Origin of the sequence: Deinococcus puniceus (assembly GCF_001644565.1) — a bacterium.
In the GTDB taxonomy this organism is placed as follows: domain Bacteria; phylum Deinococcota; class Deinococci; order Deinococcales; family Deinococcaceae; genus Deinococcus; species Deinococcus puniceus.
Window position 1 is genome coordinate 257,945 of the sequence record NZ_CP011387.1, and the last position, 21,538, is coordinate 279,482.

Consider the following 21,538-nt stretch of genomic DNA (forward strand, 5'->3'; position numbering starts at 1 on the left):
AGGAGGATGAAGAAAGCCGGGGTTTGACATTTGAGGGCGTCTGGCTTACCTGTGCCCCTGAAAAACAGACCTCAGATCACCCATTCGCCGTCCCGCATCAGGGCTTCACGGCTGCCGTCCCCCCGCACGCCGTCCACGTTCATGCCGGGGCTGCCGATCATCCAGTCCACGTGAATCAGGCTGTGGTTGCCGCCCAAATCGCTAAAAGAGGTTGTGGATTCTGTGGCCCCGATCAGGTCAGGCCGAATGGTGGTGGGGTAGGCGCGGCCCAGCGCAATGTGGCTGGCGGCGTTTTCATCAAACAGCGTATTCAGAAACAAGGTTCCGGTGCGGGCCACCGGCGCACTCGCGGGCACCAACGCCACTTCACCCAAGCGGGCCGCGCCCTCGTCCGTGCCGATCAGTTGGCGCAGGGTGTCTTCGCCGCGTGTGGCACTTACTTCTACGGCGCGGCCTCCCTCAAACTTCACCCGAATGCCCTCTACGAGTTGCCCGCGCACGCTCAAGGGTTTGCTGGCGACGGCCACGCCGTCCACGCGGTCACGGTGCGGGGCGGTAAACACCTCGTCGGTGGGAAAGTTGGGCACGCCCAGTACGCCATTTTTGGCCCGTTCTGCGCCGCCCTGCCAGAAGTGTCCATCAGCCAGTCCGACAGTCAGGTCGGTGCCCAACTCGCCCTGAAAGTGCAGAGCCGCAAACCGCTGTTGATTCAGGCGGTCTGTGCGGGCCTGCAAGCCTGCCAAGTGCGTTTGCCATGCGCCTACCGGGTCAGGCGTGTCCACGCGGGTCACGGCGAAAATGTCGTCCCAGAGGCGGGCCACCGCTTCGGCTTCGGGCAGGTCGGGAAACACGGCCCCCGCCCAAGCTGGGGTGGCAATGGCCGCCACCGTCCAGCTCACCTCGAAGTTGCCCGACGCCTCGCTGACCTTCTGAAAAGCTTGTGCCAGAGCTTTGCTGCGCCGCGCCACCCGACCTCCGTCCACGCCTGCCAACAACGAGGGGTCGTCTCCCAAAATGCCGATAAAGGCGTACCCGTCGGCCACCATCGCTTCCCGCTCCTGCGCTTGCCACGCGGGAAGGAAGGCCACCGCTTCATCGGAGCCGTCTTCGTAGAGGGCCAAATCGGTGTGTGCGTCGGTGTACACCACGCGGGCATCCAGCGCCCCGGCGCGGTAGGCGGCCCGCTGCACCAAGCGGGCAAAGGCGGCGGCCTCTACAGGCGCACCAATTCGCACTTTGCCGCCAGCGGTCAGGCCCACGCCCACGCGCACCAGCAGGTCGGCGTAGCGGGCAAGTTTGGCATCAAAGTCGGGGACAGACGGGGCAGGAGAAGACATAGGGGTACTTTATGCCGAGGAGCAAAAGGATGAGTGGTCTGTAACGTTGCTGGGGCGGGTGCGTTGGAAGGTGAACCCCCCCCGTTGCTTCGCAACGCCCCCCCCTTAGAGGTGGGGACGAGTGCGCATTTATGCCGTTCTTAGACACTCAGACCCTTAGACCAAGCCCCCTGAACGCCCTTCCCACACCCCCCAATCACCACCCCTCGATCTGCCGCCCCGCCTCGAACGCCGCCACGCCCGCTGCCACTGCCAGATTCAGGCTGCGGCCCCCGCCGGGTTGCGGGAGTTTCAGCCGGGGCAGGGCGTCGCGTAGCCATACGGGCAGGCCACGCGATTCGGGGCCGAACAGCAGATAATCGCCGCGTTGAAAGCCTGCCCGCGTGTGCAGTTGCGTACCGTGCGTCGTAAAGGCCCAAACCCGCGCACCGGGTGGCAAGGTGGCCGCGAACGCCGTCCAGCTCGCGTGTTCGTGGAGGGCCACGCCTTCCATGTAGTCCATCACGGCCCGCCGGAATTCGCGGTCATGCAGGTGGAAGCCGAAGGGCCGAATCAGATGCAGCTCTGCCCCCAACACCGAACAGGTGCGGGCCACGTTGCCCACGTTCCCGGCCTTCTCCGGCTCGAACAGCACGACGTGGAGGAGTGGCGGGACGGGAAGTTCCATGCTCATGCAGAGCGCACCAGCAGCAGCGTGACCCGCGTCTGCACATGATCCGGGGCTAATCCTTCCGAGGTTTTGAAGCTCACGCCGACTTCGGATTCGGGCAGGCCGAGCAGCAGCGCCACATTCTGTGCGATGGCGGCCCGCAGCGGCCCGAGCTTGGGCTTATCCAGTGTGACCACGAGGGCCACATTTGCGGGTACGTAACCGCGCTCCTGCACCAAGTCTAGCGCCCGTGCCACGATCACCGCCGAATCTAGCCCCTTGTGCGCCGCGTCGGTATCGGGGAAGTACTGCCCGATGTCGCCCAGTGCGAGGCCCGACAGCAGAGCATCGGCCAGCGCGTGCAGCACGGCGTCTCCATCGCTGTGGGCCACCGCGCCCTTTTCGGCGTTGGGAATCGGCACACCGCCTAGAATCAGTGGGCGGCCCCCGGAAAGTCGGTGGGCATCTTCGCCAAATCCGATGCGGTAGGGGAGGGTGGGGGAAGAGGTCATGGGGGGAGTGTAGAGCGTGCCGGATCAGAGCCGGAGTGATGCTGCGTGTGAACCCCCCAGTCTGCTGTGCAGCCAGCCCCCCTTAAAGGGGAGCGCAAAAGATCAGTTGTCCTCCCCTCAAGGGGGGCGTTGCGCCAGCAACGGGGGGGTTCACCTCAAGCAGAATCCACCACCGCCACCGTCGCCCCTCCGCTCGTCGCGTCCCTCATCGCCTGTGCAAAGGCGGGCGCATCCTCGGGATAAAGGCTGACGGGCAACAGCACGCCCGCCGCCGTGAATTCTTCTTCGCCCCGCACGGCATCCACGCTGCCCAACAGGTGATACAGGGCGCTGAGATGCCCAAAGCCCACGCCCACGCGCAGGGTCACGCGCCCACGCACCAGCACACGCGGGGCGGTTCTCAGGCACTCTGCCGCCGTGCCGCCATACGCCCGCACCAGCCCGCCCGTACCCAGTTTGGTGCCGCCGTAATAGCGCACGACCACCACCATCACGTGGTCTACGCCCTGCCCGCCAATAGCCCGCAAGATCGGTGCGCCCGCCGTGCCGCCCGGTTCGCCGTCGTCGCTGAAGCGGTACAGCGGGCCGATCTGGTAGGCCCAGCAGTGGTGCGTGGCGTCAGGGTAGCGGGTACGTAACGCGGCCAACTGTGCCAACGCTTCCGGCGCGGTGTCGGCGCGTTCGGCAAAGGCCAAGAATTCGCTTCCCTCTATCACGGCGCTGTGGCGGTGTGCGGCGGCCAGTGTGGAGAAGGGCGGGGGCAGGTCAGGAAGTTGTAAATCTACACTCAAAGCAGCCCGCGCTCCATGAGGAGCCGCCGCGAGTGCCACAGCGTCAGGCTGCTGGGGCCGTCTAGAATCTGGCCCGCCTCCAGCAGCGCGTAAATGTCGGGCAAAGGCATGACCACGCGCTCAATCACTTCGGTTTCCTCGTGCGCCGTGTCGCCCAGTGCCACGCCCAGCGCCAGAAACGGATAAAAAATGACGCCGCTGATGCTGGGTTGAGGATAGAACCCCGGCAAGGCCACCCACTCGCCTGCCACGCCGCCCACCTCCTCGCGCAGTTCGCGCACGGCTGCCGCGTGCAGTTCCTCGCCGCGCTCCACGCCGCCCGCCACCACTTCCCACACGGTAGCCCGCAGTGGATAACGGTATTGCCGAATCAGCACGCCTTCACCCTCGGCGGTTATTGGCAGCACAAAAATGGCGCGTGGGCCGCGTGGACGGTACTGATACTGGCCCTCCAGCCCGCCGCCCATATCCACCCGGTCAAGCACCACCGAGCGCGGCCCCGGCACCAATTCCCGCGATTCCAGCGTGTGCCAAGGCTGCGCTTCGTCGGGCACCAAGGTGGGCCAGTTGGCGTGCGTGGTCGTGTCGCTGCTGCTTTCTGCGTTGCCGTTGCCCGTCATAGGCTTAGGCTACGCGGTTTCGGGGCCGAGCGCGGCTTACGTTCCCATCCGCTGCATTTCCACCACGTAGCGGGCGATTTCTTGCGGGGAAGCCACCCCGCGTGCCACTTCTACCCGCTCCACCAGCACTTCGGGGTCGTAGGGGTCTACGCGCAGCAGTTGGTTTGCCAGCAGCAGGGCGCGTTTCAGGTCGCCTGCCTCCCGCGCCCGGCGCATCTGGGTACGAATGGCCCCCGTCACGGCCCGTTGCAGTTGCTCGCGCAAGTCGTCGGCCCACTCGCTGTCGGTCACGGTTTTCAGAAACGGCCCCCGGTACAGCGCCAGCATCCGGGCCATATCGGCGCGCTCTAGGGCCTGCTCCACTTCCTGCACGTCTATGGTCAGGCTGATGCCCGGCCCCAGCGAGTAACGCGGCATATTGTGCGGCCCCGCGTGCACTACAGCGCCCTTGCCCAGCGCCTCTCGCAGTTCCCGAATCACGCTGCGGATGTAATTCGATCCGGCCACCGGGTCTTTGTCGGGGTACAGATCCAGCTGGATTTCTTGGCGGGTACGCCCCGGATGCCGCGCCAGATACACCAGCATCAGGGCGCTGCCGTGCAAGGTCAGGGCTACCGGCTGCCCGTCGCGTACCACACGTGTTCGTCCCAGCGTTTCCACTTGGGCATGAATCAGGCGCTCCTCATCCAGCGGCACACTTCCGGTCAGGGCCGCAATTTTCTCAATGACCGCTTCCATAAACGGGGCCACGTGGGGTTCCAGCATGGCGCTGTGCGTCAGTTCACTCAGTTCTTCCAGATCAGGCCGGAAGCGCGCCTTGTCCTTGTCTTGCAGCAGCCGCTCGAGCCCCTCCCGCAGCACCTCTACCGATTCCGGCCCTCTTCCGGCCCGCCGCAACGAATCCGACAGGTGCAGCAGCGCCCGCGTCAGCAGATGCGAGTCGCCCGATTCGCGCACGCCGGGGAGGGCGGCCTCGAAATCCAGCAGGGCCAGTTCTATCTGCCCACGCCGCCGGAACACCACGCCGCGTGTGACCAGCAGGGCGGGTGGCAATTCCTCACCTGCGTCCACACCCGCGTGCAGGGCTTCCAGCGCCTGTGCAAACTGCCCCTGCTCGCTGTGAAACTCGGCCAAGCGAGAAGCCACCCAAACACGCGATTCGTACTCACTCGTACCATTCAACAATTCGCGTAATTCTAATAGGGCGCGCAACGTTCGAGGGCGATCTTCCTTCAAGCGATAGACATCCGCCTCATTCGTGAGAAGCAAAATCATCCATTGATCAGAATAATATTCTGAATTCGATAAGATTCGCCTCGCCTCTTTTAAATAAATCTCCGCGTCATCGAAGAGGCGTGCCTCAATATAAATTGCGGCAATGCTTTGCAGCGTGGAGAGGCGTGGATAAGGAACTGGGTCTACACTCAGGACACGTAAGGCTTCCTTATTGAGTTGGAGGGCGCGGGAGACGTTGCCCAGAACGCTATACATCTGTGCCAGAGTTTGGGTTATTCGCCCGGTCAACTCATCGTCGCCCAGCGAAATATAGCCATGCCAAGCCTTCTCACATCGTGCTAGGCCAGATTCCACTTGCCCCATCTGAAATTCCGTCGTTCCCCACCACCGCTGAAGGCGTAGGCTCAGTTCTCCAGCGGGCATCGGCCCCAAGTGTGCAAAATGTTGGGCAGCATCTTCGAAGCGTCCCATTAAGCGCATGAGGTTGCCCAACTCAACCATCGCCTCGGGATCACCCAAGATTGAAGCTCGGGTTAACGGTGTCTCAGCCAACTCGAATTCGCGTAAGCGAAGATGTGACAATCCCAACATTCGCCAAGAGGCAGCGTTCATTTGCTGCAACTCGGCAGCAAGTGTGATGACAGTCCGGTAATTTCCCGTCTCAAAAGCGGTTTCTATTTGATTCGGGGCATTCATCGGGTCACCTCACGGCCTCCTCATTACTCTTTGGTCATGAACTTCAGCCATACTACACACACTCTGACAGACCTCTTACAAGAAATGGGAGCTTTTTCCAGCAACGGCGTCACCGATCAAATGGTGCTGGGCGCTCGTGAATACGGCGTGATGAAGGCTGGCGCTCGTGAATACGGCGTGATGAAGGCTGGCGCTCGCGAATACGGCGTGATGAAGGCTGGCGCTCGCGAATACGGCGTGATGAAGGCTGGCGCCCGCGAATACGGCGTGATGACCACCGGAAAGGCGGCCTGAGATGACACACGAAAAAGTAACGCCCGCCCCCGCTCCCAAACCCGCCCCCGTGGTGAACACTGCCCCACGCAACGACAAGCCACGCGAAGTGACCTTGCCCGTGATGCGGGGAGCGGCGGCGGATTTCGGAGTCATCTGAATGAGGATGAATATAGAACACAACGCTTTAAAAGAAGAAGTCACCCAGTCGGTGGCTTTTTTCTTTTGGTTCGTCTGACAGGGCGGCTCCGGGCCTCGTCCCACTCTTCCGGCCCGGAGCTTTGGAGAGTACACACCGTCTGTAGGCCTAGCGTCTGGTAAAACTAGCCATTGTGAAGGTGCCCCGATGAACGTATTTCTATGGACGGTGTTTCTATGACTGACCCCCGTATCTATCCTATGCGTCTTTACGGCGATCCGGTGCTGCGGCGCAAAGCCCGTGTGCTGAAGCCGGATGAGCGCCTGACGGTGCCGGGCTTTGATACCCAGTCGCTGCGAGAAGTGGCCGATCAGATGCTGGAAACCATGTTTGAGCAGCGAGGCGTGGGGCTGGCCGCGCCGCAAGTGGGCCTGTCGGTGCGGCTGTTCGTGGCCGTGGAATACGAGGACGACGAGGAAGAAAACGAGGGCGGCGAGGACAATCTGCGGTCAAAGGTGCTGCGCGACTTCGTGATGATCAACCCCGTGATGAGTGTGATCGACAAGAAAAAAGACCGTTCTTATCAGGAAGGGTGCCTGAGCATTCCCGGCATCTACGAGGAAGGCGTGCCGCGTGCCCGCGCTGTACAGGTGCGTTACACCGATCTGGACGGCAAAGAGCGCACCATTGAGGCCGACGATTACTTGGCGCGAGTCTTCCAGCACGAGATGGATCATCTGGACGGCGTGTTGTTCCTAGACCATCTGCCCGCCGAGATCATGGAAGACCACCGCAAGGCACTGACAGGCCTGCAACGCCAGTCCAAAACCTTCCTGAACGATCTGGCGGAACACGAGCGGCGCAGGCAACTGGAGCGGCTGGGTTGACCAGTCCTGATCGCCCCCGCGTGGCGTTCTTCGGATCGCCCGCCTTTGCGCTGCCCGTGCTGGACGCCATTCGTGCCGAGTTTGAAGTGGTGCTGGTGGTGGCCCAGCCCGACAAACCGGTGGGGCGCGGCCTGAAGCTGACGCCGCCGCCGGTGGCCGCCCACGCCGCCGTGCTGAGGCTGCCGCTGGCGCAACCCCGCAAGCTGCGCGGTAATGCCGCCTTTGAAGCCCAACTGCGTGAGTGCGGGGCCGATGTCGCCGTGACCTGCGCTTACGGCAAAATCCTGCCGGGATCGCTGCTGGCCGTGCCCAGGCACGGGTTTCTGAACACGCATACCAGTCTGCTGCCCGCCTACCGGGGCGCGGCCCCAATCCAGTGGGCGTTGATCCGGGGCGAAACGGTCACGGGAACCACCATCATGCAAACCGACGAGGGCATGGACACGGGGCCTCTGCTGCGGCAAGAAGCCCTGCCTATCGCGCCCGACTGGACGGCGCTGGAGTTGGCCGATGCACTGGCAACGCAGGCCGCCCGCCTGATCGTGTCGGCGCTGCATGACTTGCCCACCCTGATTCCCACTCCCCAAGACGACAGTCAAGCTACACACGCGCCCCTGTTGGTCAAAGAAGACGGCTTCGTGCGCTGGCAGGAGTCGGCGCAGGCCGTAGTCAACCGCCACCGGGGCGTGGCCGCGTGGCCGCAAACCACCGCGTTTGTGGGCGGCAGCCGCCTGAAACTGGCTGGCCTAACCGTCGTGGAAGGCGAAAACGGGGGAGAGGCAGGCCAGATTCTGCGGGCCGACGGTGACGCCCTGATCGTGGCCTGCGGCGTGGGCGCGGTGCGAATTCAAACCCTTCAACCCGAAGCCCGCAAACCCCAAGCGGCGGCACAGTGGTGGCAGGCGCACGCCCGGTTTGAGCTGTGGGAACCCACGCACCCCTGAGGCCGTACTCTACAGCGTGACCTCCTTGCCCGCCGCGCAGTATCCGCTCACCCTGCAATTCAAGTTCAGCCTCTTTACCGAACTGCGCGTCACGGGCGCGGGCGGGGAACTCGTGGCGGTGGTGAAGGAAAAGACCTTCAGTATCCGCGACGAGGTGAAGGTATTTGCCGACGAGGGCCGCACCCGCCAGATCTACGGCATGCGGGCGCAGGGGCTGATGGCCGGGGCGCTGGACTGGCGGGCCAAGCGCCTGATTCGCCGCGTAGACGGCAGCGATGTGGGGGCGCTTCAGGCTCAGGGCATGCGAACCATGTGGGCGGCCAGTTACGAACTGCTGGACGCGCCGGGCCATGTAGCCTTCACCATCCGCGACGATCAGCCGTGGATGGGCATCATCGAGGGCGTCATCGGGGCCATTCCGTTCATCGGTGACCTGATCGCTATGGGCTTCGATTACCTGATCAATCCCACCTACACCGTCACCGATGCGGGCGGGCAGCCCACTCTGCGCGTTCGCAAACGCCGCAGCCTGTTTTCGCGCCGCTTTGTGGTGGAGGCGCTGCGTCCCGTGCAGCCGCCAGAAGAAGAGTTGCTGACGCTGGGGCTGGTGCAGCTGGTACTGCGCGAGCGCGAGCGGGGGTAAAGGGGTTGTAGGACATAGGGTGTAAGGCAAACAGAAGGCCAGCCAAACATTATGAATAGCTGGCCTTGTTTTGCTAATGCCTACACCCCAGTGTCCACATCCTTCTCCCCAGTTCCCGCCACCGCTCGGCGCACCACCGGCATGATCGTCAGGCCCTGCACGGCAATCGTAAACAGCACCACCGCATACGTGGCCGTGACCAAGAGCGAGCGATCCGGGCTGTCGGGCAGGCCCAGCACGAGGCTGATGGCGATGCCGCCGCGCAGGCCGCCCCACGTGAGCAGCCGCGCCGTGTACGCGCCGTAGCCATCGCGCCGCCGCACAAAATGAAACGGAATGATCACGCTGATCCAGCGGGCCGCCAGTGAAACCACGATCAGCAGCAGGCTGGCCAGCACCTGCACCCCCGTCACGTCGGTCAGCAGTACATCAAGCCCGATAAAGGCGAACAGCACGATGTTCAGCACCTGATCCAGCGTTTCCCAAAAGCCTTCCACATACTCGAACGTGTGGGCGGTAAAAATCTCGTGCTTGAAGGCGGAGATGATTAGGCCCGCCACCACCATCGCCAGCGGCCCGCTGATGCCCAGCGACGCGGCCAGCACGTAGCCACCGATCACGAGGGCCAGCGTCAGCAGCACTTCCACGGCGTGTGATTCGATGGTTTTGAGCATGGCGTAGCCGATGCCGCCCAGCGCCGCTCCCAGCAGCACGCCGCCGCCCGCTTCTTTCACGAACAGGGTCAGTGCCCCCAGTGCAGTTGGGGCGGTATGGGAATCGCCTATTCCGGCCAGTCCCGCAATGACCAGAAAAATAACCACGCCCACACCGTCGTTGAACAGGCTTTCTCCGGCGATCAGGGTTTCGATGCGTTTAGGAACTTTGGCCCGCTTCAGCAAATCCAGCACGGCCACCGGGTCAGTGGGGCTGATGAGTGCACCGAACAGCAGCGCCCACAGCAGCGGCACGCCGAGGCCCAGCGCCCCGAAGATGCCGTAGGCGGCGAAGCCGATCAGGAAGGTGCTGATGATGGTACTCACCACCGCCAAGGTCAGGATGCTGCTCCGCTGCTTCAGCATTTGGCGGGCGTCAAGGCCCAGTGCCCCGGCAAACAGCAGAATGCTCAGAATGCCGTTCAGCACGAATTCTGTAAAGTTCAGCGTCTCGAGGAGTTCGGACGCCCAACTGCGTGCCCCGCCGATGCCGAAGCTGTCTAGGACGATCAGAATGATGCTGGCGAGTGCGCCCGCCAAAGTGACACCCACCGTCGTCGGGAACTTGAAGAAGCGTTCGTTGAGGTAGGCCAGCACCGCCGTGACGCTCAGCAACACCGCGAATGCCGTCAACATAGAACCGCCACACGCACCGTCCTGCTCATAAGGCCACCTGAATCATAGGGGCTACTGTAGAGGACGCGCTGCCTGCCAGTGCCGCCCTCATCTGAGCCGCAGACCTGAGAGCGGCAAAAAATCAGGCCCACCACATCCATCTGGCAGGCCCTCTCTGTTCATCTTCTTGTCTTTTCTGGGTTTATCTTTTCTGGCTTGGCAGCGGGGTTCAGTCCCGCTCGCGTTCCCGCTCCGCGTTCAGCATGGCCTGAAGCTGGGCTTGCCGCTGCCGCACGTAATCCTGATGAAAACGGGCTTCGTCCATCAGCTCGGTGCCCACGATCAGCTTGCCGGTGGCGAGTTCGCGCATGGCCTGAGTCACGAGGTTGTGCGTCTTCACGCGCTGCTCGGTGGGCAATACGCTGGGCGCACCCGAACGCAGTTGCAAGGCGCGTTTTGCCGTTACCACCGACAACCGGTACTTGCTGTCGGTCATCGAGAGCAATTTATCAATGTCTTTTTCTGCCATACTCCACACCCCTTTTGTCACCTGCGCCGCCCCCTTGTACCTGCACGGGTGCGGCAGCCAGACATTCAGCCAGTCAGTCTAGCCTGCCGCAGCCGGGAAGGGCAATCTGCGAAGGCACGTTTGGGGGGCGGGGTGGTGTTGGCGGTTTGGTAGGCGGTCTAAGGGTCGAAGGGTCAAAGAACAGGGTGCAGCATCGGCTCAGGCTGGTGCTTTGCTTGCTGTAGCGGTGACGCAGCTCACGCCCTTGACCCTCCTCAGACCCTCAGCCGCCCTTCCCTCCAGCTTGAACTCGGTCTAAACTGGTCGCCATGACCGACAATTCAGCCAGCCTTCAAGACCAGCAGGCCGAGCAGCGCCAATTGCTGCGGGCTTTCGCCCCCACGCCCACCGAGGTGCAGGTTCGGCTAGAGCGCGAGCTGGACGCCTTTGAACGGGTTGTGGAAGCTGTGCAGCCGCACTGGAACACCACGCTACCGGGGCGGGAGTGGACGGCGGCGCAGGAAAGCGATCACATCATCCGCGTGAATGCGGGCACGGCCAAAATCGCGGCCCTGCTGCTGTCCGACAAGCCGCTGCGCCCCACCGACCAGACCCCCGGCGTGATGGTGGACGGCAAACGGAAAGCTCCGGCTGGCCTAGAACCCGGCCCCGATCAAGCTTGGGCCGACCTGAGCGCCGCGCACGCCCAGACCCGCGCCGCCCTGCTGCACGCCGCCGCCCACGCCTCCGAAACCTCTGACCGCACCTACTTCCACCCGTATATGGGCCAACTCACGGCGCTGGAATGGCTGAAGATGGCCGCCCTGCACATGCGCCAGCACCGCAAGCAACTGGAAGCGTTGGCGCGAGGTTGATGCTGTTGTCCTCCCCTCTAAGGGGGGGCATTGCGCCAGCAGCGGGGGGTTGACACGCGGCTCCAACGCCCCCTACCTCCCCACCACCTCTGCTCCCAGCGCAGGCAAATACCCCTCCACTTCGGCCATCAGGTCGCGGGCGGTCAGGTCTAGGCGCACTGGCGTGACGCTGATGCACCCGGCGTGTACCGCGCCGTAATCGGTGGTGATGTCGGCGGCGTCGGCGGCGCGGCTTGTTCCGGCCACCCAGTGATACTCGCGGCCTTCGGGATCGGTGCGGGTCACGATGCTGTCTTCCCAGCGGTGATCGCCCACGCGCGTCACGCGCACGCCGCCAAAGTCTCGGGCCGGAAAGTTCACGTTCAGCAGCGTGCGGGGCGGCAGGCCGCGTGACAGCACCTCGCGGGCCAGTCGGGCGGCGTAGGCGGCGCTGGCCCCAAAATCGTACTCGCCCTGCGCCGTGGCCTGCTGACTGAAAGCGAGAGAGGGGATGCCCAGCGCCATCGCTTCTATGGCCGCCGCCACCGTGCCGGAATGGGTCAAGTCGTCGCCCAGATTGGGGCCGAGATTGATCCCGCTGACCACCAGATCGGGCCGCCCGCGCAGGTGCACGCCCAGCACCACGCAGTCGGCGGGGGTGCCGTCGACTCGGTAGGCCGGAATATCGCCAAAGCCTGCCGAGGCCGTGTGCTTGAAGCGCAGCGGGCGGCGAATGGTGATGCCGTGCCCCACCGCCGACTGCTCCACATCGGGCGCGACCACCGTCACGTCGCCCAGTTCGGCCATCGCCAGAGCCAGCGCCTTGATACCGGGCGAGAAGATACCGTCGTCGTTGGCCACCAGAATAGATTTGCGTGCGGAAGTCATGGCAGGCAGTCTAGCCGCCCTGTGAAGGGGCACGGTCACAGAAATCGCACTCGCAGGGCCTCGGCGGGGGCCGACTCGGCGCACCTGTGCTCTTTCCCACACTCCTGCCAAGCCACAACTTAGACCCCAAACTAAAGATCGGCTCAACCTTCATGAACGACGTGTCTGACGGTAAATTTACGTTCGTCTCACGGCGGGTCAACTACGATTGACTCTCTGTCCAAAGTGAGTGCTTGTGTGGGTGTATTTGCCTGTGGGCCTATATGCCTGTGGAGGAACCCCTATGAACCGATGGTGGTGGCGGCCCCCGCTGATCTTGCTGACCCTTGCTCTCGCCGCCTGCGGGCAAACGCCCGACTCAGGTCTGGACGCAGAATTGAACGCTCTGCCGCATGAGGGCCACTGGGCTTCCCCTTCCCGCCTCCAGCCGCAAGCCCTGATGCCCGACGGACTCAATTCGCTGGCCCACGAGCGGGCAGTGGTGGCCACCAACGGCTGGGGGCCGATAGAGACAGACCGCAGCAATGGGCAGCAGGTGGGCGGCGACGGGCAACCGCTGACCCTGAACGGCGTCAGGTATGCCAAGGGCTACGGCGTTCACGCGCCCAGTGAACTGAAATACAACCTCGCCGGGCAAGACCGGGCCAGATGTGTGCGGTTTAAAGCTCAAGTTGGGCTGGACGACGCTGTGGGCGACCGGGGCAGCGCCGTGTTTCAGGTGTGGGGCGACACGGGCAAGCTGTTCGACAGCGGCCTGATGACCGGGGCCAGCGCCACCCAACAGGTCAGTGTGGACTTGCGCGGGCAATCGTCGGTGCGTCTGGTGGTCACCGATGGCGGCAACGGCAAAAGCTTCGATCATGCCGACTGGATCAGTCCGTCGCTCGTGTGCGTCCCCGACATCACGCTCAGCGCCCCGGCAGAAGTCAGCATCTATCAGGACACGCACGGCACTGTGCCGCTGACCACCGTCAACCACAGCCGATCTTTTCGGGGGAGTCTGACCTACACCATGCAGGCCAGCTACGACACCGCGCCGTATTTTCAGCTTAAAACCGCTGCGGCTCGCCTGACCGGAGCAGCCCAGCAGACAGACCAGTTGCGCGTGTATATGAACCGCCAGTACACCGACGACTCTTTTCCCGCCGAGCTGGTGGCGTGGTATGCCGGAGAAGAAGTGGCCCGCACGCCCCTGAGTCTGGTGCCGCTGGAACAGCAGATCACGGTGCAGTTTCCGGCCCTGCCGCTGGAGTTGCGGGTCGGGAAACCGGTGGTGGTCAGCGTGCCAGTTTCAGTGGTACCGGGCGGCGAAACCACGGGAGCCAGATTGTGGATGGGGCCAAACATCGGGCAGACCCCCGACTGGCTGACCGCCGAGGTCGTTGGCCGGGGAGAAACCCCCAAGCAGGGCGGGCAGATTCAGGTCAAGTTCACGGCCCTCCGCGACGCTTTTTCGGACGAACTGACCGAAACCGACGCGCAATTCCGGCTCTATGAGCAAAACTTCGTTCACCGTCATCCCATTCAGATCGGTACAGTCCCGGTGCGCCTGATTCCCGATGACGTGTGGGTGGGGATTCCGGTGCCGACGCCACTGCTGGGCAAACTGCCCTAAACGATGCGGCGTGACAGTGGCGCTGGAGCAGACACAAGCAGCAACACAGAGACACGAAAGCAGCCCCGGTTTGATGTCGGGGCTGCTTCGGGGACGACTCTTTAGTCGCTGGAGCGCGAGATCTCGGAGTTGCCCGCTGGCTGATCGCTGCCGCTCTGGACGTGTTCCTCTATGTAGTCGTCGGAGGCCTGTGCGCCGGGTTCACTCTTGGCCCCCCGCCCTGCACCCGCGCCCATCTGCTCGGCTTCGGCGCTGCTGAGGCTCCCGGCGTCTGCCATCATATCGCCGGTGTCTGTGTTGGATTGGTCGGTAGTGGCTTGATCGGTGTTGGCTTGGTTGCGGTCACTGCTGCGGTCAGTCATGGTCATCTCCTTGAACGGGGAGGAATCCGCGATTTGGCCCATCCAAACGGCGCGTTCCACTCGGACTGAAGGCTTGAAGCATACGCGCAGGCTCCTGACTGGCTACGCGTGGTTACGAAACAATCAAGTCTGGATGCACCTTTTCTGAAGGGCGGGCCGCAGTGGACAGCCGCTGTGCAAAGTTCGACTTCCGGTCAGAGAGCATGTAGAATCGTTCACACCAACAGACCCTACCCACTTCATGAAGTCAGGTCAGACGGGCTTAATGAGCGCCATGACAGTGTTTCTCACGCCCCTGCCGTTAAAGTGGGTGAATCCATGAAGAAGCCTGCCATCTTCCTCTCATTTGCCCTAGCGTGCGGCGGAGCGGCGGCCCAAGGGGTTTCCCCGGCTGACCCCTTTTTGCGGCAGGCTCCGGCCCAAACCTCCCCCACTCTGCGCGGCGTGACCTCTGCGCCCCAATCGGCTCCCAGCAGCGGCCTGAACCTGACGGGGGTGCAGAACGTCACCTTCGGTAATCCGCGCACCAGCAACAGCGGTTCTCAGACCCGCGTGGTGTTTGACCTCGCGCCCGGCGTGACGTATACCCTGATGCCCACGTTCACGGGCCTGAGAATAGATGTGCAGGGGGCGCGGGTGCTGCCCGCCGTGACCGCAGCGTTGGGCGGCAGCGTCAGCGAATACCGGGCAGGCGGGGGGCAGGCCACCGTATTCACGCCGTTTCCGCTCTCGTTTACCGATGGGTGGCGGGCCAGTGAAGCCACCTTGGCCACCGGAAGCCGCGTGCTGATCCTCGAATTCGGCGCAGTAATCACGGGTGGAGCCAGCGAGTCTCTGCGGGCCTTGGTGCGCAACTCTGCACCCCCCGCGAGTGCCACCACTGCCGAAGCCAACGCGGTTCTGAATGCTCCGCTGGGCCTGAAAGCGGCGGTACCGGCTCCGGTGGTGGCCCCAACCGCAGCAGCAGCGGTCACGCCCAGCCGCACGGCCCAGACTCCCAGCCCTGCTGCACCCACTGCGGCAGCCCCAATTGCGCCGCCCACCACGTCTGCCGTCAACCCTGATCAATTGCCCCCCGGCGACATGGTGCAGCCCAGCAAGCAGTTCGCGCCTGCCCCCGCGCTGCCCGATGCCAACGCCGCCCGCCCCAGCGCCCTGACAGGCCGCGTGACTGGGCAAGCGCAGCCCGGCGCACTGCTCACGGCCCCCCGAATTGGCAAGAATCCCGGCCTGACCCGCGTGGTTCTGGATTTGCCGCCCGGCAGCACCTACACCATTCAACCCACCGCGCTAGGCCTCCGTATAGCCCTGACGGGCCTGAGCGTGATGCCGCAAAGTGGCCAGAATGTCAGCCCCGAAGTCCGCACGTGGCGCTTCGAACCCACCAACGAGGGTGTGGAGATCACGTTGGTGACGGCCACCCCCACCACCGCCCGCAGTGGGTGGCGTGCCCAGCTGTTGCCGCCCACCTCTGGCAGTGACCGCGCCCGGCTGGCCCTTGACCTCTCGCCCGCGCTGGCCAACCTGACGCCGCTGGCCCCCGCTGAGCGCCTGATTGCCAGTGTGCCGCCTGTTCTGGCCACGCGGGGCACCGCTATTCTGGCCCTGAGCGCCAACTATGTGCAGCCGCGTGTCGTCCTTGATCCGGGGCACGGCGGGCGCGATCCGGGCGCAGTGGGCAGCGTCATAGAAAAAGAAGTGACGCTGAGCGTGGCCTTGCGTGTGCGCGACCTGCTGCGGGCGGCGGGCGTGGACGTGGTGCTGACCCGCGACACTGACCGCGCTCTGAACAGCGTCAAGAACACCGATCTGCAGATGCGGGCGCAGATGGGCAGCCCCGGCACGCAATTGTTCGTCAGTATCCATGTGAACGCGATGGAGGCCAACGCCGCCCTGCGCGGCTACGGCGTAGAAACGTGGTGGAATCCCAACCACCCGATGTCCAGCACCCTTGCCAGCATGTTGCAGCGCCAGATGGTGAGCATCACGGGGGCCTTCTCACGCGGCCTGAAATCCAACCAATCGTTGTCTGTCCTCCGCAACAGCCGGATTCCTGCCGCACTCGTCGAAATCGGCTACGCCAGCCACCCGGTCGACGGCCTGAACCTGCAAGACGCCAACTACCTAGAGCGCGTGGCAGTGGGCATCGCGCAGGGTATCCGCGAGGCGCTGACCTCGGGCGTGACGGCGGGCAATGCGGTGGGCGGTGGCGGGAAGTAAGGCGCAGCTGGGCATTCGTGGAGCATTGTCTAAGGGTTTAGGATCTGTTTAAGGTACTGGGGCGGTGGTGTTTCGGTGGCTGAGTGCAGCCTGAAAACGCCCCGCCCACACGCCTTTCTTAGACCCTTAAACATCCTTTCCGCCCCTACTTCCCAAAGCTAGGAACCCGGTTTCCGTAAATCGCGTGGGCGTCGCACTTGTCCCGCAGAATGCAGACCGGACACTTGGGCGCTGTCCAGTGACAGACTTTTTGCCCGTGCCGCAGCAGGTTCACATGCAGTTCGTACAGGTGCGGCGCGTCGGGGGGCAGCAGGGCCAACAGCGCCCGGTGGGCCGCCTGCTCGCCCATACGCGGAATTGCGCCCACGCGGGTGGTCACGCGGTGAACGTGGGTATCGACCGGAAACACAGGCCGCGCGAAGTTGAACAACAGCACCAACGACGCCGTTTTCACGCCCACTCCCGGCAAGTTGGTCAGCCATTTCAGGGCGTCGGCCACAGGCAACTCGGCCAAAAAGTCCAGATCGTAGCCGCCGCGCTCGGCTTTGATGGCGCTGAGGGTGGCCTGAATACGCGGCGCTTTGCTTTCCGGGTAGTTGCTGCGGCGAATGGCGTGGGCCACAGCGTCCACCGGGGCCGCAATAATCTCATCCCAGTCGCCCAGCAAGCACAATTCCTGATACGCGGCTTCCTCATCGGCGTGCGTGGTGCGCTGAGACAAAATGGTGCTGATCAGCTCATGCATGGGCACACGCCGGGGAATCAGGGGGCGCTCACCGTATTCGGCCCGCAACAAGCCAGCCATCCATGCCAGCAACTCGGCCCGTGCTGGGGCAGGTTGGGCGGCGTTCAGGGCTTCGGCTGGTGCAGGCGCAGACTGTTGAGGAAACAGAGAGCCGTCGGTCATGCGGAGGCGCTTAGCCCTTGGTGGTGTTCAGGCCCGGCTCTGTGCCTGTGTCTGCGCCGCCGCCTTCCACCTCGCTCCGGCCCCCCTCGGCGGGTTCTTTGTTGGCGGCTGGGTCACTGTTCGGCGCTTTGCCTTTCTCTTCGGGCGAAATCTCTTTGCTCTGGCCCTCGGCAGGAGAGGTGTTGGCGGGGTCATAGCCGGGATTCTGGTGGTCTTGGTCGGTCATGGCCTCAGCCTGCGCGGGCTGGCCCAGCTTTGGGCGAGTGGCGTGTAAAGGCGTGTTTAGACCCCACTGCATAAAACTGGAGAGGTGTCTAGCTGGGCCTTGAGCTTTCCATTATCAAGTAGTTTACAAAATAGGTCAACAGGTTTAGACTCTGAGGCCGCGTGTGTGAACTGGCCGTTCAGTTGCCGCGCCTGATCTCACCACTTCTCGGAGGAATCCCAATGAAACGCACCCTGATCCTGTCCGCCCTTGCCCTGAGCCTCGCCACTACCGCCGCTGCCCAGCGCCCCACCACTCTCACCCCCGGCGTGCTGAAAATCGGCATGGAAGGCACTTACGCGCCGTTTACCTTCAAGGACGAAAAGGGCCAACTGGTGGGCTTCGACGTGGACATTGCCAAAGCTGTGGCCGCCCGCCTTGGCCTGAAGCCCGAGTTTGTACTGACCGAGTGGAGCGGCATTCTGGCCGGACTGCAAGCCCGCAAATACGACGTGATCGTGAATCAGGTGGGCATTACCGCCGAGCGCCAAAAAGCCATCGGCTTCAGCAACGCTTATGCCTACAGCAGCCCGCAGATCATCGTGCGGAAGAATGCCACCACCGCCTTCAAAAACTTGGCGGATCTGAAGGGCAAGCGCGTGGGCGTGGGCCTCGGCAGCAACTTCGAGCAGCAATTGCGCGGCGCAGGCGGCATCAATGTGGTCACGTACCCCGGCGCTCCCGAATACCTTAGCGACCTGATTTCGGGCCGCATCGACGCCGCGTTCAATGACCGCCTGTTGGTGGGCTACCTGATCAAGAAAGACGGCCTACCCGTGAAGGGTGCGGGCGTGATCGGCGCGGCAGAACCCGTAGGAATCGCCTTCCGCAAAGACAACACCAGCCTGAAAACCGCCATTGACCGCGCCCTATTGCAGATCAAGGCCAACGGCACCTACGCCAAGATCAGCCGCCAGTGGTTCGGTCAGGATGTCAGCAAGCCCTGAAGGCGGTGAGCGGGAAGGGCGTACTGGCCGAGAGATTCACACTCTGACCAACTTTAGAAACTAGGAAAGACTTCGCCACAGTTTGCCCACTCACCGGGCAAACTTTTTTTCTCGGCTTCGCTGGCCCGGACTAATGGCCCAGACTGCGAGATACTGACCCTATGACGGTGACGATATGGACATAACCTTGATCCTGAACAGCGCCGTGCAATCGTTGCCTGTGCTGGTGCAGGGAGCCGGAATTACGCTGGGCTTTGCGCTGGCCGCGATGGTGCTGGGGCTGCCGCTGGGCTTCGCGGTGGCGCTCGCCCGCCTGTCCCGCTTTGCGGCACTGCGCTGGATCACGAGCATCTACGTGTCGTTTATTCGCGGAACGCCGCTGCTGGTGCAAATCTTCGTCATCTATTACGGCCTGCCCAGCTTTGGTATCACGCTGAATCCGGTGGTGGGCGGCGTGCTGGCCCTCACCCTGAATGCCGGAGCGTACCTCTCGGAAACCATTCGCGGGGCGATTCAGAGCGTGCCGCGTGGTCAGCGCGAGGCGGCCACCAGTTTGGGCCTGAACGGGGCACAGACCATGCGCCTGATCGTGCTGCCGCAGGCCATGCGGGTGGCCGCGCCCAGCCTCGGCAACAGCCTGATCGGACTGGTGAAGGATACGTCGCTGGTCAGCGTCATTACGGTGGTGGAACTGCTCCGCAGCGCCCAGTTGGTCATTGCCCGCACCTTTGAGCCGTTCGGCCCCTACCTGATGGCGGCCCTGCTGTACTGGCTCATGAGCCTGCTGCTGGAAGGCGTGCAGCGCGGCGTGGAACGGCGGCTGTCGCGGGGCGTGGCTTAGGTCTGAGTTTGCGGGTGAACCCCCCCCGTTGCTAGCGCAACGCCCCCCCTTAGAGGTGGGGACTAAAGCCTTTTCGCTCCCCTTTCAGGGGGGCTGGCTGCGAAGCAGACTGGGGGTTTTTTCTACCGCTCATCCAGCCCGTTTTCCACCAACTCCTTCCCCAGCGGCAGGCCGTTAGAGTCCAAAACAAACGCCGTCACGTCCAGCGCTTCTTGCCTGCTGACGGGTGGTAAATGGCCGTGCAGTCCGTCAATCAGGTGAGAGAGGGCACGCGGCGGAAGTGCCCGGTAGGTGGCCCGGAACCCCTCTCCAGCCAAGGCTTCGGCACTGCCGCCCTCCAATTCGTCGCCGTGACACATGGCGCAGGCGAGACGGTACAGCACGGCTCCGCGCTCTATTTGGGCGGTAGCAGTTTGGGCCGCAGTGGGGGAGAGAATAGCCGCTGTTTTCTCTTGCGCTTCGGCTTGGGGCAAGGTTGCGCCTATCAGCACAGCGAGGGCGGGCAAACTGAGCGCGAGGAGGCTAGGCAGGCGGAACATCAGGCGTCAATCTAGCGCCGTACCCGGTTGCAAACCGTGTTCAAGACATTCTGAAGGTGCGCTCAGGGTTGCAACCGCTTACAGGCTCGGCGGTTGTATACATCTTCGCCGCGTCTGTGTAGGCTGGACGGGTGCTGTCATTGCAGAAGGCCGCGAGCATTTTGGGGGCGTTCAGCGCCGAGCAACCGGAGTGGGGCGTGCGGGCGTTGGCGCTTCACCTCACGCTGCCCCGCGCTACCGCCCACGCCTACCTTGCGGGCCTCACCGACGCGGGATTTCTGCGCCGCACGCCCGCCGGAAAATACCGTCTGTCTTGGCATCTGGCCGAAATGGGCGGCCAACTGACCGCCGCTCTGCCTTGGTTCCCCGATGCCCGCAGCCTGATTACCCGCTTGGCTCTAGAGGTTCGGGCGGTGGCCTTCCTGTGCATCTTGGAGGGCGAAGAAGTGGTGTGCGCCATCCGTGAGCGCCACCCCGACGCCGATATAGACCTGCCGCTGGACATCTATCTGCCCGCTACCGCCACCGCCAGCGGCAAGATTTTGTATGCCCACGCCGATATTTCCCCGCGCACGTTTAGTGCCTGCACCGACAGCAGCATCACCACGCCCGACGAATGGCGAACCGAAGTGGCCCGCGTGCGCCGCCGGGGATACGCCTATTCCATAGAGGAATGGATTCCGAACCAGTGCACCTTGGGTGTGCCGTATCACTATGCAGAAGGCGTGGTGGCCGCCATTGGCGTGCAAATGAGCGCCGAACGCTACTTGCAGGGCGAGCGCAGTATTCGGGAGCGCGTGCTGGGGATCGTGCATGAGGCCGAGGCGCTGGGGTAGAGCTGCTGGATTAAGAACTGGGTTTGAGCCTCTGCCCTACGCTGATCTCGGAGGCTTTCCTATGCCCAACATTCGAGCCGCGTTTTTCCTCGCTTCAGTGCTGCTTTCTGGCGTTGCTGCCGCCGCCCCGCCGTTGTCCCTCTCCACGCAAAACGGCGTCACGACTCTTGGTGGCAAAGTCGCAGGCTGGAAGCTTGGCACACGCGGCCTCGCCTTTTCGACCTTCAGGGGCGAACTGACACGCGGCAAGATTGATGCTGGGGGCACGTTTCAGATTGCCCTGCCTTCTCCTGCTCAACTGAGAACCCTGACCCAAAACGTGGGCGACATGTACGACGTGGTGGGCTGCGACGATCAATCGTCCGACTTCGACATCGTGGGGCGTGACGCCGCGCTGTACTGGCTGCCCCAACTTTCTGTGATGAAGGCTCCCCCCAACCCCAAACTGCCCTATGAGCGGGGTGACATCTACAACCTGAGCAGCACAGGCAAAGATGAACTGCGTCTGTTGTATTCCACCGACTACACCACCATTCGCGTGAATATTTCCTGCACTGCATGGGGCGATGACAAAAGCGTGTACTACAACCTGAATGTAGCCCCCGGTTGGAATATGGTGCTTGACCGGGTGGGCTCCGAAACGTTCATTGAGGACGCGCCGGAGAGCTTGGAGACGCGCTGGCTGTACGGCGTGCGGTAAG

25 protein-coding genes are annotated in these 21,538 nt (G+C 63.4%); 11 read left to right on the plus strand and 14 right to left on the minus strand.

Annotated features, from left to right (window positions below; all coding sequences use genetic code 11):
* Positions 1-71: 71 nt before the first annotated feature.
* From SU48_RS01255 to SU48_RS14445, 7 genes are all read right to left on the minus strand, one after another.
* Positions 72-1,337, minus strand: coding sequence for an aminopeptidase (locus SU48_RS01255; RefSeq protein WP_064013661.1), 1,266 nt, complete (start codon positions 1,335-1,337; stop codon positions 72-74).
* A gap of 196 nt (positions 1,338-1,533) precedes the next feature.
* A complete protein-coding gene (locus tag SU48_RS01260) occupies positions 1,534-2,010 on the minus strand; it encodes a tRNA (cytidine(34)-2'-O)-methyltransferase (RefSeq protein ID WP_064013662.1) in 477 nt (158 codons plus the stop codon).
* Positions 2,007-2,498 carry a 2-C-methyl-D-erythritol 2,4-cyclodiphosphate synthase gene (gene ispF, locus SU48_RS01265; protein WP_064013663.1) on the minus strand — a complete coding sequence of 164 codons (492 nt, stop codon included), beginning with the start codon at positions 2,496-2,498 and terminating at the stop codon, positions 2,007-2,009. Before ispF ends, SU48_RS01260 begins: the two co-directional genes overlap by 4 nt.
* A 155-nt stretch (positions 2,499-2,653) precedes the next feature.
* Entirely contained in the window at positions 2,654-3,289 is a 636-nt protein-coding gene (locus SU48_RS01270; protein ID WP_082869796.1) for an IMPACT family protein, read from the minus strand.
* Positions 3,286-3,909, minus strand: coding sequence for an NUDIX domain-containing protein (locus SU48_RS01275; protein WP_064013664.1), 624 nt, complete (start codon positions 3,907-3,909; stop codon positions 3,286-3,288). Before SU48_RS01275 ends, SU48_RS01270 begins: the two co-directional genes overlap by 4 nt.
* 36 nt (positions 3,910-3,945) lie before the next feature.
* Entirely contained in the window at positions 3,946-5,094 is a 1,149-nt protein-coding gene (locus SU48_RS14245; RefSeq protein ID WP_197474661.1) for an AfsR/SARP family transcriptional regulator, read from the minus strand.
* An 822-nt stretch (positions 5,095-5,916) separates the two neighbouring features.
* A complete protein-coding gene (locus SU48_RS14445) occupies positions 5,917-6,195 on the minus strand; it encodes a pentapeptide repeat-containing protein (RefSeq protein WP_407919264.1) in 279 nt (92 codons plus the stop codon).
* Between SU48_RS14445 and SU48_RS14250 the strand changes: the two genes are divergently transcribed.
* The 4 genes from SU48_RS14250 to SU48_RS01300 all read left to right on the plus strand — a co-directional run bounded on the left by SU48_RS14250 (position 6,137) and on the right by SU48_RS01300 (position 8,727).
* A complete protein-coding gene (locus SU48_RS14250) occupies positions 6,137-6,274 on the plus strand; it encodes a hypothetical protein (protein ID WP_197474663.1) in 138 nt (45 codons plus the stop codon). The two genes, SU48_RS14445 and SU48_RS14250, sit on opposite strands and share 59 nt — an antisense overlap.
* 215 nt (positions 6,275-6,489) lie before the next feature.
* Positions 6,490-7,140, plus strand: coding sequence for a peptide deformylase (gene def / locus SU48_RS01290; protein WP_064013667.1), 651 nt, complete (start codon positions 6,490-6,492; stop codon positions 7,138-7,140).
* A complete protein-coding gene (gene fmt / locus SU48_RS01295; protein ID WP_064013668.1) occupies positions 7,137-8,084 on the plus strand; it encodes a methionyl-tRNA formyltransferase in 948 nt (315 codons plus the stop codon). Before def ends, fmt begins: the two co-directional genes overlap by 4 nt.
* Positions 8,085-8,109: 25 nt before the next feature.
* The gene (locus tag SU48_RS01300) at positions 8,110-8,727 is read left to right on the plus strand and encodes an LURP-one-related/scramblase family protein (RefSeq protein ID WP_064013669.1); all 618 of its coding nucleotides are present in this window, start codon (positions 8,110-8,112) and stop codon (positions 8,725-8,727) included.
* A gap of 80 nt (positions 8,728-8,807) precedes the next feature.
* Here SU48_RS01300 and SU48_RS01305 read toward each other — a convergent pair whose 3' ends face one another.
* Both SU48_RS01305 and rpoZ read right to left on the minus strand, forming a co-directional pair.
* Positions 8,808-10,076: a cation:proton antiporter gene (locus tag SU48_RS01305; RefSeq protein WP_064013670.1), complete on the minus strand. Its 1,269-nt coding sequence runs from the start codon at positions 10,074-10,076 to the stop codon at positions 8,808-8,810.
* Positions 10,077-10,284: 208 nt separating this feature from the next.
* Positions 10,285-10,584, minus strand: coding sequence for a DNA-directed RNA polymerase subunit omega (gene rpoZ / locus SU48_RS01310; RefSeq protein WP_019009125.1), 300 nt, complete (start codon positions 10,582-10,584; stop codon positions 10,285-10,287).
* Between the two features lie 308 nt (positions 10,585-10,892).
* On the opposite strand from rpoZ, the gene SU48_RS01315 reads away from it, so the two are divergent.
* Positions 10,893-11,438 (plus strand): DinB family protein, encoded by a 546-nt coding sequence (locus SU48_RS01315; RefSeq protein ID WP_064013671.1) that lies wholly within the window; start codon positions 10,893-10,895, stop codon positions 11,436-11,438.
* 72 nt (positions 11,439-11,510) lie between these two features.
* Here the strand turns inward: SU48_RS01315 and surE are convergent, their stop codons facing one another.
* Positions 11,511-12,305, minus strand: coding sequence for a 5'/3'-nucleotidase SurE (gene surE, locus SU48_RS01320; RefSeq protein ID WP_064013672.1), 795 nt, complete (start codon positions 12,303-12,305; stop codon positions 11,511-11,513).
* Between the two features lie 283 nt (positions 12,306-12,588).
* Here surE and SU48_RS01325 point away from each other — a divergent pair, with 283 nt between their 5' ends.
* Positions 12,589-13,920, plus strand: coding sequence for an NPCBM/NEW2 domain-containing protein (locus SU48_RS01325; protein WP_064013673.1), 1,332 nt, complete (start codon positions 12,589-12,591; stop codon positions 13,918-13,920).
* A 101-nt stretch (positions 13,921-14,021) separates the two neighbouring features.
* On the opposite strand, the gene SU48_RS01330 is transcribed toward SU48_RS01325, so the two are convergent.
* The gene (locus tag SU48_RS01330; protein WP_157451034.1) at positions 14,022-14,282 is read right to left on the minus strand and encodes a hypothetical protein; all 261 of its coding nucleotides are present in this window, start codon (positions 14,280-14,282) and stop codon (positions 14,022-14,024) included.
* A 318-nt stretch (positions 14,283-14,600) separates the two neighbouring features.
* Between SU48_RS01330 and SU48_RS01335 the strand changes: the two genes are divergently transcribed.
* Positions 14,601-16,502 carry an N-acetylmuramoyl-L-alanine amidase family protein gene (locus tag SU48_RS01335; protein ID WP_064013675.1) on the plus strand — a complete coding sequence of 634 codons (1,902 nt, stop codon included), beginning with the start codon at positions 14,601-14,603 and terminating at the stop codon, positions 16,500-16,502.
* Between the two features lie 145 nt (positions 16,503-16,647).
* Here the strand turns inward: SU48_RS01335 and SU48_RS01340 are convergent, their stop codons facing one another.
* Both SU48_RS01340 and SU48_RS01345 read right to left on the minus strand, forming a co-directional pair.
* Positions 16,648-17,409, minus strand: coding sequence for an endonuclease III domain-containing protein (locus SU48_RS01340; protein ID WP_064013676.1), 762 nt, complete (start codon positions 17,407-17,409; stop codon positions 16,648-16,650).
* Positions 17,410-17,419: 10 nt separating this feature from the next.
* Positions 17,420-17,635 carry a hypothetical protein gene (locus SU48_RS01345; protein ID WP_064013677.1) on the minus strand — a complete coding sequence of 72 codons (216 nt, stop codon included), beginning with the start codon at positions 17,633-17,635 and terminating at the stop codon, positions 17,420-17,422.
* Positions 17,636-17,856: 221 nt separating this feature from the next.
* Here SU48_RS01345 and SU48_RS01350 point away from each other — a divergent pair, with 221 nt between their 5' ends.
* Together SU48_RS01350 and SU48_RS01355 are read left to right on the plus strand one after the other, a co-directional pair.
* Positions 17,857-18,621 (plus strand): transporter substrate-binding domain-containing protein, encoded by a 765-nt coding sequence (locus tag SU48_RS01350; protein ID WP_064013678.1) that lies wholly within the window; start codon positions 17,857-17,859, stop codon positions 18,619-18,621.
* Positions 18,622-18,796: 175 nt separating this feature from the next.
* Positions 18,797-19,462 (plus strand): amino acid ABC transporter permease, encoded by a 666-nt coding sequence (locus SU48_RS01355; protein WP_064013679.1) that lies wholly within the window; start codon positions 18,797-18,799, stop codon positions 19,460-19,462.
* Positions 19,463-19,584: 122 nt separating this feature from the next.
* On the opposite strand, the gene SU48_RS01360 is transcribed toward SU48_RS01355, so the two are convergent.
* Positions 19,585-20,001 carry a c-type cytochrome gene (locus tag SU48_RS01360; protein ID WP_064013680.1) on the minus strand — a complete coding sequence of 139 codons (417 nt, stop codon included), beginning with the start codon at positions 19,999-20,001 and terminating at the stop codon, positions 19,585-19,587.
* 131 nt (positions 20,002-20,132) lie between these two features.
* Between SU48_RS01360 and SU48_RS01365 the strand changes: the two genes are divergently transcribed.
* Entirely contained in the window at positions 20,133-20,837 is a 705-nt protein-coding gene (locus tag SU48_RS01365) for an IclR family transcriptional regulator (protein ID WP_064013681.1), read from the plus strand.
* A gap of 61 nt (positions 20,838-20,898) precedes the next feature.
* Entirely contained in the window at positions 20,899-21,537 is a 639-nt protein-coding gene (locus SU48_RS01370; protein WP_064013682.1) for a hypothetical protein, read from the plus strand.
* The last annotated feature ends 1 nt before the right edge of the window (position 21,538 follow it).